Source organism: Sorangium sp. So ce296, from assembly GCF_051529605.1.
In the GTDB taxonomy this organism is placed as follows: domain Bacteria; phylum Myxococcota_A; class Polyangia; order Polyangiales; family Polyangiaceae; genus Sorangium; species Sorangium cellulosum_D.
Genome location: NZ_CP150325.1, coordinates 13,147,413 through 13,163,035 on the forward strand (window position 1 = coordinate 13,147,413; position 15,623 = coordinate 13,163,035).

A 15,623-nucleotide genomic window follows, 5' to 3' on the forward strand; every position below is an offset into this window, starting at 1 on the left:
CCGAGCCCCCGGAGAACGCGGGCCGCCCCCGCCGGAGCCGGGGGAAGCGAGGCACCCCCGCCGAGGACCGGGAGCGCTGCGCTCAGGGGGTCGCGCGCACGGGGGCGAGCGGGGCGAGGAGCTTGATCTCGTTCGTGAGATCGCGGAAGCGGATCTGCTGCTCGTTGATCTGCATCTCGAGCACGATGACGCGCTTCGTGATCTCGTCGAGGCGGGCCGACGCCTTGGCGAGCCGGTCGGTGAGGTCGCGGCGGAGCTCGTCGGCGGTCTTGTTCTTCTCGATCGCCCTGAGGTTCTGGCGGAGCTCGTGGCTCTGCTGCTCGAGGCGCTGCTGCTCCGCGATCAGCCTGTCGCGCTCGTCGATCGCCGGGCGCAGCTTGCCCCGGACCTCCCAGGCCTGGCCGAGCTGCTTCGCCACGGCCGCGTCGGCGCGCGGGTCCTTCAGGTAGGCCTGCACCGCGTCGTCGGCGAGCTGGCTGAGCCAGTCGATCTGCTGCCGGAAGGTCCGCCGCTCGTCCACGTCGAGCACCGCCGTCCCCCGCCGCGGGACGTCGACCGGCACGAGCGCGCTGCCCGTGCCGACGTTGTCCTCCGTGCCCTTCGGCGGCGCGTGCAGGCGCGTCCCGTGCAGGCGGGGGTGCTTCACGAGCGTCCGCGCCGCGAGATCGCCGCCGTTGCGGACGGCGTACTTGGTGTGCGTCACCCAGTCGCGCTCGATCTCGAGCGCGCCGCCCTCGATCTTCGCGAGGCGCGCGCCCTCGGCGGTCTCCTCGCGCGCCGTGTCGACGGCGAGGCCCCGCTCCAGCGCGAACGGCACCGTCGTCGTGGCCCCCGGCGGCAGCGGCTCGACCATGCCCTGGCCGAGGAACGCGCCGTTCTCGAAGACCGCGATGGGGCCGCGCTCCAGGAGCCCCTTCGTGTCGTTCGTGAAGCGCGCCACGCGGAACGGGTGCGAGCTCGACGCAGGCACGCCGCCGTCGGGCGCGAACAGGAAGATCGACTCGCCGGGCACCTGCTTCGCGAGGAGCAGGACCATCGTCGCGCTCCGGTCGGGGATGTCGACCGGGAACGGGATGTCGTAGCGCGTGGTGCCCGCCTCCATGGCGACCGCGGCGAGGGCGCTCATGTTGCGCGGCGGCGACGGGTTCATCATCGCCCTGTTGTCCATGGCCAGCGGATCGTCGGCGAACACCGCCCCGCCCCGCCGCGGGGACGCGGCGCCAGGCGCGCCGATCGCGCCGCCGGCGGCCCGCTTCGCCGCCGGCTTCGCGGGCGCCTTGGACGCCTCGGCCCGGCTCATCGGCGACAGCCCGCCGCGAGCGCCGCCCTCCTCGGCCTCGAACGCGTACCCGCGGCCGTCATCTGCGTCTGCCGCCGCCGGCGGCACGGCCGGCGCCGCCTCCGGCGCGGGCATCGGCGGCGGCGGCGGCGGCGCGGCCTCGGCGGCCAGCGTGGTCTCGCTCGTCGGCACGGACGCGATCACCTCGCCCTGGTCGCTGACGATCGGGCGCGGCGGGATCGCCGCCTGGTCGAGCGTCGCCTGGAAGGCGAGCGGCGCGCCCGCCACGAGCGACAGCTTCACGCCCTGCCAGTCCTCGCCCGAGAGGTTCTGCACGATGCCCCATGCCTGGAGGTGCGCCTGCTTCGACGCCGCGCCCTGGGCCCCGGCCGGGCCCATCACGAGCCGGTAGGACGGGCGCCACACCGGCGTCTCGGCCACGTAGCCGACCACGAGGTCGTGCTCCCGCCCGTCGAGCGTGAGCTTCACCTTCTCGAGCTCGTCCCGCTTCTTCTCCCCCGCCGCCGCGCCCTTGTCCTTGGGCGGCGGCGACGCCGCCGTCACCTCGGGCCCGGGCTCCTCCGGCGCGTCGCCCTCGCCCGAGCCGTCGTCGACCTCGACCGGGAACGACGCGCTCCGGACGCTGCTGCCGCCGGCCTCGATGACCGCGAGCGTGGCGAGGAAGTCGCCGACCTTCTCCTTGCGCACGCGGAAGGTCACCTGATCGGCGTCGATGAGCCCCCGGCGCTCGAAGTACGCGACGCCGTTCCTGTAGATGACCACGCGCCGCAGCGCGAGCCCCGAGGCGTCCACGTCGGGGCCCCGCGCGCAGCCGGCGAGCAGAGAGAGAGCGAGGAGCAGGCCGGAGCCCGCTCGCGCGACGTCGTACCGTCTCATGATGTCCGTGGGTTTCTCTTGGGTCAGCTGTCGGAGGGCGCCGTCGAGGCGCGGCGCCAGTCGGGCGGCAGGTCGAGAAAGCCCTCGTTGCAGAGGAACTCGTAGAGCCCCTCGCAGACCTCGCCGCAGATCATGCTGAAGAGGTGGGGATCGGTGATGAAGAGGATCGTCTCGTCGCGCTCGGAGCCCGCCGTGTCCGCGAGCTGCGCGACCAGCTCGTCCTCGGCGAAGCCGACGAGCATCACCATGAGGGTCCGCTCGAACGCCGCGCGGAAGCGAGGGAAGGCCTCGCTCGTCACCTTGTACGCGAACGCCCTGCCCTCGTACGTGCGCGCGTCCCGGACGACCTTCGCGGCGACCTCGCCGAGGCTCGGCGCGAGCCGCTCGCCGAAGAAGTCGACGAGCACGACGTGCACCACCGAGACGATGCGCCTAAGCTCGCTCGATCGGCGCGACAGGAAGGCGTCCTGCATGTCCTTCGTGAGCTTCGCGAGCAGCTCGAACGACTGCTCCCGCGCCTCCTCGGAGGCGAACTCGAAGCCCTCGAGCTCGGCCTCGATCCGGTTCTTGTAGCGGGTCAGCACGTAGAAGAGCGCCTGCTCGCCGTGGTGGATCACCTTCGGCGCGCCGTCGCGGCCCCGCGTCTTCTCGTGGAGCTCGGACTGGAAGAACAGGCGGGCGAGGTTCTTGTGGATCTTCTTGAGCCGCCGCTCGACGAGCAGCGAGATGCCGTCCTCGCGGATGACCCGCTCGAGCAGGGCGCGGAGGGTCCGCTCGTGCGCGTCGCGGATCGAATCGCGGTTCTTCGCCCCGCGCTCGCCCGCGCCCGCGGAGGCCTGGATCACCTTCAGCTGGGCGACGACCTGCGCGGTGACCGCGTCGAGCTCGGGGTTTGTCTCGAGATCGGCGCGGTAGTGGACGATGCGGGCCTGCATCTGCTCCTCGAGCAGGCCGAGCGCCATCTCGGTGATGTGATCCTTGAGCGCCTGGCTGACGTGCTCGCCCACGCGCCGCGGCGCGTTGGGCGGGAGCGACCTCGGCGGGTCGGGCGACGACCGCTCCCCTGGCCTGGCCCCAGGTTGCGATCGGCCCGAAGGCGGCAGCGGCGGAGGGTTCCGAGGGGCCGGGGCCATGAGCGGAGAGCATACCGGAACTCGCCGGCGGTGTGCGGCTTTGGCGGAGCGGCGCAAGTCGGAGTAAGACGGCCACCATGCACACGGTCGCTTCACGTACGAGAGCCTGGGAACCGGAAGGACAACCGGCGCCCTCCTGCCCGGCGCCCTCCTGGTCGGCGCCCTCGCGCCTGGCCCGCCGGCGCCTCGCGGCGGCGTTCGCGCTCGCGCTCGTCAGCGCCGGAGCGGGCTGCTCCCGCGAGGGCGACGGCCACCCCCCGCCCGCGCGCAGGCCGGAGCCCACGGCGCGGCAAGATCCCGCCGCGGCCGGCTCGCAGGCCGCCGCGGCGGAGAGCGCCGCGCCGGCCGACGGGAGCGCCGTCGCGGTCAAGGAGGGCGGCGCCGCGGGGCCGCCGGCGGCGCAGCGCCCGAAGATGAACGTGCTCGTGATCTCGATCGACAGCCTGCGCGCCGACATGCCGTGGAACGGCTACGAGCGCGACATCGCGCCCCGGCTGACCGCGTTCGAGAAGAAGGCGGTCAGCTACACGCGCCACTACGCGATCTCGTCGTACACCTCGATGAGCGTCGGCGGCTTCCTCGCCGGCAGGTACCCGAGCGAGGTCGAGCGCAGTGGCTACTTCTTCGGCAACTACCCCGACAGCGTCCTGATGTTCCCGGAGCTCCTGCAGAAGGCCGGGGTGCGGACGATGACCGCGCACGCGCACTTCTACTTCGACCAGAAGGCGGGCTTCCGGCAGGGCTTCGACGTGTACGAGATCGTGCCGGGGCTCTCGGCCGACAACACGACCGACCGGAACGTGACGAGCCCCGGGCACCTGGAGCTCGCGATCAAGATGCTCTCCGACAAGGCGAACATCTCGGGCACCTTCTTCGCGTACTTCCACTTCCTCGATCCGCACGACGTGTACATGACGCACGAGGGGATCGAGCCGTTCGGCAAGCGCGCCCGCGACAAGTACGACGGGGAGGTCAAGTTCACCGACATGCACGTGGGCAAGCTGCTCGATTTCGTCGCGCAGCAGCCGTGGGGGAAGGACACGGCGATCATCATCACCGCGGACCACGGCGAGGCGTTCGGCGAGCACAAGATGTACCGCCACGGCTTCGAGGTGTGGGACGTGCTCACCCACGTGCCGCTGATGATCCAGGCGCCCGGCGGGATCACCCCGCGCCGGATCGACGCGCCGCGCAGCTCCATCGACCTCGCGCCCACGATCCTGGACATGACCGGCGCCCCGCCGGAGCCGTCGTTCCCGGGCAAGAGCCTCGTGCCCGAGCTCTACGGCGCGAGCGCGGAGACGCGCGACGTCATCGTCGATCTGCCGCGCACGAGCGACAACGACCGGCGCAGGGCGCTCATCAGCGGGCGGCACAAGCTCATCGCCTACGGCGACGACGACGCGTTCGAGCTCTACGACGTCGTCGCGGATCCGGGGGAGACGAAGGACATCAAGCGCGAGCAGGGGGCCGTCTTCGAGGCGATGAAGGCCATCTACAGGGAGCGCTCCGCGGCCATCAAGGACGTGTGCCCGAAGAACACGGCGAAGCTCAAGGGGAAGAAGAAGAACAAGCCGTGCTAGCGCTGGCGGTCCAGCGAGCGGCGGCCTAGCGCGCGGCGGGGGCGACGGCGATCGTCACGGCGTCGTCCTCGCCCGCCTCGCTCGCGGCCCGCGCCACGAGGCGGGCCCCCTCGCACTCGAGGTGCAGCACGACGGGCGCCTCCACCTGGCGGCCGCACGAGGGATCGCCGGAGACGCGCGCCGCGAAGGCGCCGCGCGCGAGCTCGACCGCCAGGGCGATCCCCCCGATGCGGCCCTCCGGGTCGTCCGGGGCGACCTCGCGCGCCGAGCGCGCCTCCTCGAGGCGCGTGAAGAGATCAGGCCCCCGGATCGCGACCTCGATCGGACGGCCCGCCGCGTCCCCGAGGACGGAGATCTCGATCTCCGCCTGCCGCGGCGCGCTCTCGCCCCCGGCGTTCACGACGAACGGGAGCGCGATCCGCTTCGCGCACACGGCCGCGCCCGGGGCCGCGCGCTCGCCGGCGGGCGCGCACCGGGGCGCCGGCAGCGTCAGGCTGAACGGGACGATCACCTCGGCGGGCGCCTCCGCGAGCGGGCGCCCCCAGGCCTCCCTGCCGAGGAAGCGGCGCAGCCACGCGGCGAGCTCCTCGCGGACCCGCGCGCGCTCCGCCCGCTGCCGCGAGAGCTGCGCGTCGGTCTCGCGGGCCGCGCGCGAGAGCAGATCGCCGGCGCTGCGCTCCCGGACGAGCGCGCGCAGCCGGCGGGTCGCGTCCTCGCGGAACGCGCCCCTCGGCAGCGTGGCCAGGTACGCCGCGAGCCCCGCGGCCGTCCCGCGCTTCGCGGCGTAGTAGACCGGCTCGGCCCGCGCGAGGTACGCGCGCACCTCGGCGACGAACGCCCCCTCCGGATGGCGCTCCAGGTAAACCGACGCCGCCGCGAGCCGCCCCTCGAGGGTCCTCGACACGCGGGTCGCCCGGTACGCGGCGTAGTCGTCGTGGCTCGCGAGGAGCGCCGGCCTCGAGGCGCACCCGGACAGGACCGAAAGCGCCGCGGCGCACGAGAGCGCCCGAGCGGCCCGCGCGAAGCGGAGGCCGGGGGTGGCTGCGCCGCGCCCGCTCACGGGGCCTCCTCCAGTGGGCAGAAATTGCACTCCGTCGGGATGGAGGCGCCCTCGTCCGCCATGTGCTCGCGGTACGCGTCGCAGCTCGCCGTCTGGAGCTTGTGCAGGCACACCTCGCCGTCGTGGACCAGCGGGTAGCAGCCGATGGGGAGCTCCGGCGCGGCCCCGAAGCTGCACGCGGCGGCGCAGGCGCGCGTGCGCAGGCCGCATTCCTCGCACTTGGCGCAGTCGATCTGCGCCTTCAGCGCGAAGAACTTGCGCGGGTCGAGCTCCTCCGGCGCCTGCCCACAGCTGCCGATGTCGCCCACGACCGGCCCGATGCCGGCGAGGAGCAAGAGCGCCGCGACCCCCGCGACCTCGTTCGCCCGGAGGCGCCCGCCGCGCCGCTCGCGCCCCGGCGACCTCATGGCAAAAGCTCGTGATCGATCATGAGCCCGAGCTGCGCCGAGACGACGGGGTAGACGGTGTACGCCGCCTCGTACGTCGCGGCGCCGTAGAAGAGATCCCCGACGAGCTCGCCCGAGAGCGCGACGCCCGCGAGGAGGTAGTACCCGAGCCCCACCGCGAGCTCGCCGCCGACGTTCACGTCGGGCTCGATCAGGATCGCCGCGCCGAGCCGACCGTACGCGAGCGCGCGCGGGAGGCCGCGGTAGGCGACGAAGTAGCTCGGCGTGAGCGACTCCTGCGGGACGCCGCTCAGCGCGATCGAGAGGCGCAGCGCGCCGCCGTGCTGGACGCCGTCGGCCGGCCCCAGCGCCAGGGCGACCCCGAGATCGAGGTACCCCGCGGTGAGCGAGAGCGACTCCGCCGTGTCGCCGAGCTGCGTCTGCAGGCGGTACGGGTTGTTGAACCGGAGCCCCGTCCCCATCGCGAGGGACGACACGACGCGCGCCGCCGTTCCCGGCGGCCGCGCGAGCGCGCGGTACGCCTCGAGCTCGGCGCCGCCGCCCTGCTCGCCGGGCGGCGCCTCCGCGGCCGCCTCGCCGCGGCCGGGAGCAGGCTGGGCCGCGGCAGCGCGCCCGAAGGACGCCCCGAGCAGCACGGCCACGAGCGCAAGCCCGGTCCGGAGTTCCAGCATCGCCACGAGCCTTCTACCCCGAGGTGGCGCTCGCTGGCACGCTCAATTGCGTCCCGGCCAGCGCCGTCGCCGCAGCGCCGCGCGTGGCTCGCGGCCGGCGCGTCGGCGACGGCGCCGGCCGCGGCCCTCGGCACGGTCCTCGCCCCCGTTGCGTATCCGCCCGCTGCACCTGCGGACCGGACCCTGCATGGCGAGACCACCGTGAGCAATTCAAGCACCCGAGGCAGGCAGAGCACCGCCGCACCTTCACCGGCGCTACGCGCGCCGCGCGCGAGCGCGACGCAGCGCCGAGAACGAGAAGATCGCAGCGACCAGGGAAGGCCGCGCAAGCAGCCGCAGGCCCCCGTGGCCGCGCGATGGGCCGGCGCGACCGAGCTGGACGAGCCATTCTCCGACGTGCTCGACGCCGCAGCGGCGCCCCCGCTGCGCGGCAAGGTGAGCCCGCGCAGCGAGCTCAGCGACGTGGTCCCGACGCTCGACGACGAGGTCCGCGGCTACCACCACCATCCGAACGACGCCGGCTGCACCGAGTTCGAGGTGAACCCCGACGCCGCCGACGCCGCCGCCGATCTGGCGAGCGATCTCGGGGCGGAGTTCCTCGAGGGAGCGACGAAGGGGCAGGACATCAGCGACGTCGTGATGTCGCATGACGACGACGACGGCGACCTGCCCTATCTCCTGGAAGACGAGGAGGTCGAGTCCGTGGACCCGGACGCCGACGAGGACGACGAGCAACCCGTGACCCAGCGGATGCGACGGAACGTGGGCTGAGCGGCGGCGCGTCGAGCCGAGGCGGCGCGCCGCGCCGCCCAGCGCGCGAGCGGGACCGGCCCGGTCACGCCTGGCCGAGCACGGGCAGCTCCGCCACCACCTCGCCGTCGATGCGGATGAACGCCAAGAGGCCCTCGTCCTCGTAGGCCAGGACATCGAGCACGATCCGCTCGCACAGCGGCAGCACGTACAGCGCTCCGTCGTCCGCCATCACGGTCATGGATCGCGCAGGTGCGCTCGCCGTGAGCAGCGTCTCTGTGGTCCGTCGTCGCGCATCCATGTTGCTTGAGCTCCCAGGCTTGAATCGAGCTCCGGCCACCGCCGGCGCCGCGAGGCTAGAGGGCCTGCCCGCCCTCCTACCAAGCGCCTTCCGTGCCACCGCGCTCGCGCTGCAGCGTCAAAGCCGGCGACGTCCCGCGACGACATATGGGTTTCGCCCCCGCCCGCGGCGCTCTGCCGCAGCAGCTCGCCCGCAAGCAGCGCCGCGCCCCGCCCGCAGCGGAGCGACGCTCCCCGGAGGACCGCGAGGACGACATTTCGAGCCGCCGCCGGCCTCTCCGAGGCCGCGGCGCGCGCCAGACCGCCCGGCCGCGCGCGTTCAGCGCGTCCCGCGCGCGCTCCCTTCGTCCGGCGCCGAGGCCGCGGACAGGACCTTTCGCGCGAGCTTGGAAACACCGTACTCCATCGCGCCCGGATCGAGCCACGCCGCCTTCTCGTAGGGGGCGGCAAGCTTTGCCCGGCAACGCCACGGGGCCGCCACCTCGGCGCGCGCGACCGTCACGTCGAGCCGCCGGTGCGTGAGGATGTGGCGCACGCGGCCGACCTCGCGGAGCGGCGCGTCAGGCGCGACGCCGACCTGCTCGAGGAGGGCTCGGGCGTCCGCGAGCGCGCGCGCCTCGACCATGGGCGGCTCCCAGAGCCCGCCGAAGAGGCCTCCCTCGGCGCGGCGGAGGAAGAGCACGCGGTCGCCCGACCGCACCACCGCGGCGACCATCGCGACCGCCGGGACGTCGCGCTTCGGGGCGATCACCGGCAGCTCCGCCTGCCGTCCCTCGGCGCGCGCGGCGCACGCGCCGTCGACGGGACAGGCCTCGCAGCGGGGGTTGCGGGGCGCGCACACGGTCGCGCCGAGCTCCATGAGGGCCTGGTTGAAGCGTCCCGGATGAACGCTGCCCGCGGCGGCCCGCACGAGGCGTTCCGCGGCCGACCAGAGCTTGCGCGTGCCCGAGGTGCTGCGGATGTCGTCGTCGATGCCGTCGATGCGGGAGAGCACCCGGGCGACGTTGCCGTCGACGAGCGGCACCGGCTGATCGTACGCGATGCTCGCGATCGCGCCCGCGGTGTACGCGCCGACGCCGGGCAGGGCGAGGAGCGCCGGGACGTCGCGGGGGAGCGCGCCGTCGTGGCGCTCGGTGATCTCGCGCGCGGCGAGGTGGAGCACGCGGGCGCGGCGGTAGTAGCCGAGGCCGCTCCACAGCGAGAGCACGTCGTCGATCTCGGCGGAGGCGAGGGCGGAGACCGTCGGGTAGCGGGCGAGGAAGCGCTCGTAGTACGGGATCACCGTCTCGACGCGCGTCTGCTGGAGCATCACCTCGCTCAGCCAGATCGCGTAGGGGTCGCGCGTCCTCCGCCACGGCAGGTCGCGCGCGACGCGATCGAACCAGGCCCCGAGGGCGGCAGCGATCTCCCGATCGCGCTCGCTCGGATCCAGCGGCGCCGGCGGGGGCGCGCCCTGCTCACCGGACGAGCCGCGGCGGCGCGGGGCGCGCTCCTGAGCCTGGCTCTGGCGTGCGCCCGAGCGCGAGCGCGCGGATGTCGGGTCTGCGCCCTCGCGCGAGGGCGTCTTGTCTGCGCCCTCGCGCGAGCGCGATGACGTCTGGTCTGCGCCCTCGCGCGAGCGCGATGACGTCTTGTCTGCGCCCTCGCGCGAGCGCGAGGGCGACCGGGGCTTCGTGCTCACGCGCGAGAGGCCCGCCCTCTGCACCATCGGCGCGGATTGCGCGCCGCGCGCCTCGCTTTGTGCGAATTGCGCGGCCGCCGCTCGCCGCGCTCAGAAAACGCTTCCATCGCGCGGGACTCTAGCGCAAGAGCCGACCGCGGTGTCGTCCCGGCGCCCCTGCCCCTCCCCGGTCGTCCCCAGGGCCGCGCGCCTCGGCGCCGCGTTGCTCCTCGGGCTCGTCGCGGCGGGCTGCCGCGACGAGCCGCGCCCCTGGGAGGGCCAGCCTGGCCCGCCGGTGGTGCTCTCGGCGGCGCCGCCGAACGTGGCCGTCACGGTCGGGGCCGGCGGGCTGTCGGACGCGGACGCGGGACAGGGCGAGGGCGACGCCGGAGCCCCCGCGGATCCCGACCTGCCGGTCCTCCCCGTGCGCGTCGGCGGGCCCTGGGTGCGCTGCTACGGGAACTTCAAGATCAGCGGCAATCCGCTGAAGGACGTGACGCGCCTGTCGCTGCTCTGCGGCCCGGAGAACGGCATGCGCCGGGTCTCGCCCAAGCCGATCGAGGGGCAGGTGGCCGAGGGGGGCGCGATCGTGACGGAGAAGTTCCAGGCGCTCCGGGGCGCCTGCTACCGGGTGTTCGCCGTCGGCGGCCCCGGGCTCCTCAACCTGGACGTCGCCGTGCGGAGCAGCCGCGGGGCGATGATCGCCAGCGACGGCACCGAGGACGCATGGCCGATCGTCCAGCCGGATCGGCCTTTCTGCCCGCTCGAGGACGACGACGCCACCGTCGAGATCAGCGCCCGCCGCGGCGCCGGCCGGTTCGCGGCGGAGGTGTGGATGCTGAAGTCCTACAAGCGAGCGCGCGAGGGCGACGCTGGAGCGGAGTCCGACGAGCCCTACGAGATGAACGAGACCGACGCCTACGACGGGCTCTGAGCCGGCGACGCGCCCCCCGCGATCGCAGGCGGGCGGCCGCCGCGGGGCGGCGAGGTTCTGTCCGGGTCACCACGACCTCCCGCCGCGCGGCCGGGGCGAAGGCCGAGCTCACCTGCCCGCGAAGCGGCGCGCGAAAGGCTCCCCATCGTCATCAAAATCCGGCAGATCCTTGGACCATGGCGCGACGCCGGCACCCTGCGCGAACCCCTGCATTGACGTGGCCGCCCCGTCCCGCTAGGGGAGCCCGAGCCATGGCCGACGACACCGAGCCGCTCCGCGAGGACGAAGGGGACAAGGTGGAAGGCGAAGGCGAGAAGAAGCGCCTCTTCGAGCGCGCTATCCCGGAGATCTTCAAGCGCGTGGTCGAGCGCGCCGTCGAGAGCGGCATCGACAAGCTGAGCGAGGGGCCCGAGAACCTCCGGCACTTCGTGGGCGACCTCAAGCTCCCCAAAGAGGTCCTCCACTACCTCTACACCCAGATCGACGAGACCAAGAACGGTCTCTACCGGGTCGTCGCCAAGGAGATCCGGGACGTGCTCGAGCACACCCAGTTCGCGGACGAGATCACGAAGGTGCTGACGAAGCTCTCCTTCGAGATCAAGACCGAGATCCGCTTCGTCCCGAACGAGGCGGCCAAGCGAGACGACGGCCAGGACGAGCCGAGGACGGGCCTGCCGAAGCCGGAGGTGACCGCACAAGTGAACGTCAAAGACCGAAGCAAAGAGACCGGGCGAGACCGGCGCCGCGAGGAGAAGTGACGACGAAGAAGCTTAGGACGGGCGGCGAGGTCGACGCCTGGTGCACGAAGTGCCGCCTCGATCTTACCCATCGGATCATCGCGATGGTCGGCGACGTGGTGAAGAAGGTCGAGTGCAAGACCTGCATGTCGCACCACCTCTATCGCCAGCCGAAGAGCGAGCGCGAGAGCCGCGCCGCCGCGCGCGCCGCGTCGCGGAGCAGCGGCGAGCCGAGGGCCGCGTCGTCGGCCTCGACGCGCGGCGGCGGCGTGGAGCGCCTCACGGCCGCCCAGCGCGCCGAGCGCGATCAGACGCTCGCGTGGGAGCGCGCCATCGCGGGGCAGCCCTCCGGGGCGTTCAAGCCGTACCGCACCACCCTCACCTTCGGTGAGGGCGAGCTCATCCACCACAGCAAGTTCGGCGACGGCGTGGTCGCGAAGGTCATCGATCGGGGCAAGATCGAGATCCTGTTCAAGGACGGGCCCCGGACGATGGCGCACGGGCAGGTGTAGCGAGCTCTGCGCGGGCTTCCGGCGCGCGGAGCTGGCCGGCCGCGCTCGCTCGCAGCCCGGAACTTGGGGCTGCCCGCGCGATCGGGTAGCCTCCCGGTCGCCGTGGACAAGCCTTCGCCCCCTCTCGCCAGCGGGCCCCCGCGCAGGCGGCGGTCCCGCCCGCGCTTGCCCGAGCGCGCGCTGCGCTGCGTCGCGGTCTGCGCGATCGCCGTCGAGGCGCTCTGGTACGGCATCCACGAGGTCCCCGGCTTCGGCCCGGCGCTCGCCGACGGAGCGCGGGCCGTGGTCGGTCCGGCGCCGGTCGCGTGGGCCGAGGACGTGGCCTACGGCGTCGCCGACCGCCTGAACCAGGCCATCTACCGGCACGCGCCCCCGAAGACGTTCTGGGAGCCCGCGCCCGCCGCCGCCGCGGAGGCCGTGCGGGACGAGGGCCTGGAGGCGGAGTCGATCTCGTCCCCGTCGCCGTTCGAGCCGCCCTTCCGCGAGGTCGCGGCCACGGGCGACGGCGTCTGGACGCCGATCCCCGACGCCGTGCGCCCCGGCGATGCCCCGGTGCTCTGGCGGAGCGCCGTGCACCCGGATCCGAGGCGCGTGTTCGCCGCGATCGCCGTGGTGGCGATCGACCTCGGGCGCGTCGACCTCCGGCTCGTCGCGGGCACGAAGGAGCCGTTCTCGCCGGACGTCCCGGCCGAGCGCCGCCCCGGGCTCGTGCCCGAGGGCCACGCGGGAGAGCTCATCGCCGCCTTCAACGGGGGCTTCAAGGCGATGCACGGCCACTACGGGATGATGCTCGACGGCGACACGTTCCTGCCGCCGCGCGACCGGGCGTGCACGATCGCCCTCTACCGCGGCGGCGCGGTGCGGATCCGCACCTGGCCCGAGCTGCGCGCCGACGAGGCCCGGATGGCCGCCTACCGGCAGACGCCGCCCTGCCTGGTCGAGCAAGGCGAGCTGCACCACGCGCTCTACGACTCGAACCGCGACTGGGGCGCGACCGTGAGCGGCGAGACGGTGATCCGGCGCTCGGCGCTCGGCGTCGACGCGACCGGCAAGCTGCTGTTCTACGGGCTCGGCGAGGCCGTGACCGCGCGCACCCTCGCCCGGGGGATGAAGGCCGCGGGCGCGCACGACGTCGCGGAGCTCGACGTGAACCACGCCTACCCGCGCTTCCTCCTGTACGGGCGCGGCGAGGGCGGCGAGGGGCCGCGCGCGCGGTCGGCGCTGATCCCCGACGTGCAGTTCAAGCCGGAGGAGTACGTGGCCGAACCCGCGCCGCGCGACTTCTTCTACCTGCGGCGGCGGCGGGCGGCGGCGACGCTCGGCATCGCCGACCCGGCGCCCGCCGACGACGTCCTCGATCGCGGCGGGCGGTGAGCCCTCGATCCGCGGCGCCCCGGCCGAGCGCTCGCCGCGGCCCCGCCCGTCAGCGCCGGTCGAGCAGGTCGCGCACGCGCTGCGCCAGGGTGTCGGGGGTGAACGGCTTCTGCAGCAGCACCAGCTCGCGGTCGGCCTCGGCGCCCGCGAGGACGTCCTCCGCGTAGCCGGACATGTACAGCACGCGCGCGCGCGGCTGGATCGCGAGGGCGCGCTCGGCGAGCTCGCGGCCGTTCATGCCGGGCATCACGAGGTCGGTGAGCAGGAGGTCGACCGCCTCCTCCCCGTCGCTCGCGAGCGTGGCGAGCGCCTCCTCGCCGGTCGCGGCCGACAGCACGCCGTAGCCGCGCCGCTCGAGCACCTCGACGATGAGCTTGCGCACGGCGTCGTCGTCCTCGACGACGAGCACCGTCTCGTCGCCGCCGGCCGGCGGCGGCCGGGTGCGCGCGGGCGCCGCCTCGGAGCGGTCCTCGACGCGCGGCAGGTAGATGCGGAACGTCGTGCCGAGCCCGACCTCGCTCTCGACCTCGATCAGCCCGCCGCTCTGGCTCACGATGCCGTAGACCGTGGCGAGGCCGAGCCCCGTGCCCTTGCCGCGCGCCTTCGTCGTGAAGAACGGCTCGAACAGGTGCGCGAGCGTGTCGTGGTCCATCCCGTCGCCGCTGTCGGTCACCGACAGCACGACGTACGGGGGGCCGGCCGCGGCGGACGCGTCGGCTTCGTCCTGCTCCGCGGGCACGAACGACCGCGCCGCGGGGCTCTGGCCGGGCTCGCCGAGGGAGGTCTCGACCACGAGCTTCCCGCCGCCCGGCATCGCGTCGCGCGCGTTCACGACCAGGTTCAGGAGGACCTGCTCCAGCTGGCTCTTGTCGAACTTGATCGAGCCGAGATCCCGCCCGACGTTCGTCTGCAGATCGATGTTCTCGCCGATGAGGCGCTGGAGCATCGTCTGCATGTCGAGCACCACCGCGTTGAGGTCGAGCACCTCGCGCTGCAGCACCTTGCGCCGGCTCATCGCGAGGAGCTGCCGCGTGAGCGCCGCGGCGCGCTCCCCGGCCTTCGTGACCTGGAGGGCGTCGCGCCGGAGCGCGCTCTCGGGCCCGAGCCGGCGCAGGATGAGCTCGCCGTAGCCGAGCATCACCATGAGCATGTTGTTGAAGTCGTGCGCGATGCCGCCGGCCAGCCGGCCGAGCGCCTCCATCTTCTGCGACTCGCGCGAGCGCTCCTCGCGCTGCCGGAGCGCCTCCTCGGCGCGCCGCCGCTCGGTGATGTCGCGGAGCAGGACGAGGGCGTGCCCCTCGAGGAACGGCATCGTGCGCGCCTCCACGTGGCGCTCTCCGCCCGAGCTCGGGACGGCGTGCTCGAGCGCGACGACGGCGCCCGTCTCGCGGGCCTCCCGGACCGCACGCTCCAGCTGCTCCCCGAGCTCGCCGGGGAGCGCCTCGGCCACGCGCTTGCCGAGCGGCGCCTCGGGCGCGACGCGGAGCGCGGAGGGCCGCGGCTCGTTGCAGTCGACGATCCGGAGCTCGGCGTCGAGACGGAAGCAGAGATCCGGGATGGCGCGGACGAGCGCGCGGAGCTCGCCCGCGGCGCGCGCGCTCTCCCGCTCGGCGCGCCGCAGAGCGACGCTCTGCCCGATCTGGCCGCCGATCGACGCGAGGACGAGGAGCAGCGGCTCGTCGCGGCGCAGCGGCGCGCGGCTCCTCAGCTCGATCACCCCGGCCACGCCGTCGCCGCACGGGATCGGGGCGGCGCACGCCGCGCGCTCCCAGCTCGGCCCGCGCGCGGCGTCAGCGGAGTCGACGGCGCCGGCGCGGAACGCCGGCTCGCCGCTGCGGAAGACCTCGCCGACGAGCCCGTGCTCGGCGGCGGGGTGCGGCTCCTGGCGGAGCGCCTCCTCGATCGCCTCGCGCTCGAGGTGCGCCGCCGCCCGGGCCGCGACGCAGCGGAGCGCGCTCGACGCCCCGGCGAGCGGCGCGCACCCCGCGGCGCTGGCCTGCGGCTCGGCGAGCCAGAGCGCCGCGACGTCCCAGCCGAGGTGCTCGACGAGCGCGGCGACCACGCGCGACGCGGCCTCGGCGAGCGAGGTCGAGCCGGTCAGCGCGGTCGCCGTCGCGAGCAGCGCGGCCAGCCTGGCCTCGGCCTGCCGGGCGTCGGCTGGCGCGGCGCTGGCACCGTCGGCCGCCGGCGCGGCGCTGGCACCGTCGGCCGCCGGCGCGGCGCTGGCACCATCGGCCGCCGAGCCGGCACCGTCAGGCGCCCCGGCGTGGATCGATCCCTCGAGCTCCAGATCGGCGTGGGACACGTGAAACCGCGGCGCCCCCAT

14 protein-coding genes are annotated in these 15,623 nt (G+C 74.2%); 6 read left to right on the forward strand and 8 right to left on the reverse strand.

Annotation, left to right across the window (positions count from 1 at the left end; all coding sequences use genetic code 11):
• Positions 1–82: 82 nt before the first annotated feature.
• On the reverse strand, positions 83–2,176 hold the full coding sequence (locus WME98_RS48560; RefSeq protein WP_437948341.1) for a hypothetical protein: 2,094 nt from the start codon (positions 2,174–2,176) through the stop codon (positions 83–85).
• 23 nt (positions 2,177–2,199) lie between these two features.
• Positions 2,200–3,183, reverse strand: coding sequence for a hypothetical protein (locus tag WME98_RS48565; protein ID WP_061621393.1), 984 nt, complete (start codon positions 3,181–3,183; stop codon positions 2,200–2,202).
• A 203-nt stretch (positions 3,184–3,386) separates the two neighbouring features.
• Between WME98_RS48565 and WME98_RS48570 the strand changes: the two genes are divergently transcribed.
• On the forward strand, positions 3,387–4,892 hold the full coding sequence (locus WME98_RS48570) for a sulfatase (protein WP_437948342.1): 1,506 nt from the start codon (positions 3,387–3,389) through the stop codon (positions 4,890–4,892).
• A gap of 25 nt (positions 4,893–4,917) precedes the next feature.
• Here the strand turns inward: WME98_RS48570 and WME98_RS48575 are convergent, their stop codons facing one another.
• From WME98_RS48575 to WME98_RS48585, 3 genes are read right to left on the reverse strand one after another with little or no spacing between them, the layout of a single operon-like run.
• Positions 4,918–5,952 carry a hypothetical protein gene (locus WME98_RS48575; protein WP_437948343.1) on the reverse strand — a complete coding sequence of 345 codons (1,035 nt, stop codon included), beginning with the start codon at positions 5,950–5,952 and terminating at the stop codon, positions 4,918–4,920.
• Positions 5,949–6,359, reverse strand: coding sequence for a hypothetical protein (locus tag WME98_RS48580; RefSeq protein ID WP_437948344.1), 411 nt, complete (start codon positions 6,357–6,359; stop codon positions 5,949–5,951). The genes WME98_RS48575 and WME98_RS48580 overlap by 4 nt, the downstream gene beginning before the upstream one ends.
• Entirely contained in the window at positions 6,356–7,030 is a 675-nt protein-coding gene (locus tag WME98_RS48585) for a hypothetical protein (RefSeq protein ID WP_437339224.1), read from the reverse strand. Before WME98_RS48585 ends, WME98_RS48580 begins: the two co-directional genes overlap by 4 nt.
• Positions 7,031–7,375: 345 nt before the next feature.
• Here WME98_RS48585 and WME98_RS48590 point away from each other — a divergent pair, with 345 nt between their 5' ends.
• Complete coding sequence (locus WME98_RS48590; RefSeq protein WP_061627164.1) at positions 7,376–7,801, forward strand: hypothetical protein; 426 nt, start codon at positions 7,376–7,378, stop codon at positions 7,799–7,801.
• Positions 7,802–7,865: 64 nt separating this feature from the next.
• Here the strand turns inward: WME98_RS48590 and WME98_RS48595 are convergent, their stop codons facing one another.
• Together WME98_RS48595 and mutY are read right to left on the reverse strand one after the other, a co-directional pair.
• Positions 7,866–8,081, reverse strand: coding sequence for a hypothetical protein (locus WME98_RS48595; protein ID WP_061627165.1), 216 nt, complete (start codon positions 8,079–8,081; stop codon positions 7,866–7,868).
• A gap of 318 nt (positions 8,082–8,399) precedes the next feature.
• Entirely contained in the window at positions 8,400–9,761 is a 1,362-nt protein-coding gene (gene mutY / locus WME98_RS48600; protein WP_437948345.1) for an A/G-specific adenine glycosylase, read from the reverse strand.
• Between the two features lie 139 nt (positions 9,762–9,900).
• Between mutY and WME98_RS48605 the strand changes: the two genes are divergently transcribed.
• The 4 genes from WME98_RS48605 to WME98_RS48620 all read left to right on the forward strand — a co-directional run bounded on the left by WME98_RS48605 (position 9,901) and on the right by WME98_RS48620 (position 13,297).
• Positions 9,901–10,674, forward strand: a complete 774-nt coding sequence (locus tag WME98_RS48605; RefSeq protein WP_437948346.1) for a hypothetical protein — start codon at positions 9,901–9,903, stop codon at positions 10,672–10,674.
• A gap of 251 nt (positions 10,675–10,925) precedes the next feature.
• On the forward strand, positions 10,926–11,432 hold the full coding sequence (locus tag WME98_RS48610) for a hypothetical protein (protein WP_020736653.1): 507 nt from the start codon (positions 10,926–10,928) through the stop codon (positions 11,430–11,432).
• A complete protein-coding gene (locus WME98_RS48615) occupies positions 11,429–11,923 on the forward strand; it encodes a hypothetical protein (RefSeq protein ID WP_437339228.1) in 495 nt (164 codons plus the stop codon). The genes WME98_RS48610 and WME98_RS48615 overlap by 4 nt, the downstream gene beginning before the upstream one ends.
• Positions 11,924–12,088: 165 nt before the next feature.
• Positions 12,089–13,297: a phosphodiester glycosidase family protein gene (locus WME98_RS48620; protein WP_437948347.1), complete on the forward strand. Its 1,209-nt coding sequence runs from the start codon at positions 12,089–12,091 to the stop codon at positions 13,295–13,297.
• A gap of 49 nt (positions 13,298–13,346) precedes the next feature.
• On the opposite strand, the gene WME98_RS48625 is transcribed toward WME98_RS48620, so the two are convergent.
• Positions 13,347–15,623 carry an ATP-binding protein gene (locus tag WME98_RS48625; protein WP_437948348.1) on the reverse strand — a complete coding sequence of 759 codons (2,277 nt, stop codon included), beginning with the start codon at positions 15,621–15,623 and terminating at the stop codon, positions 13,347–13,349.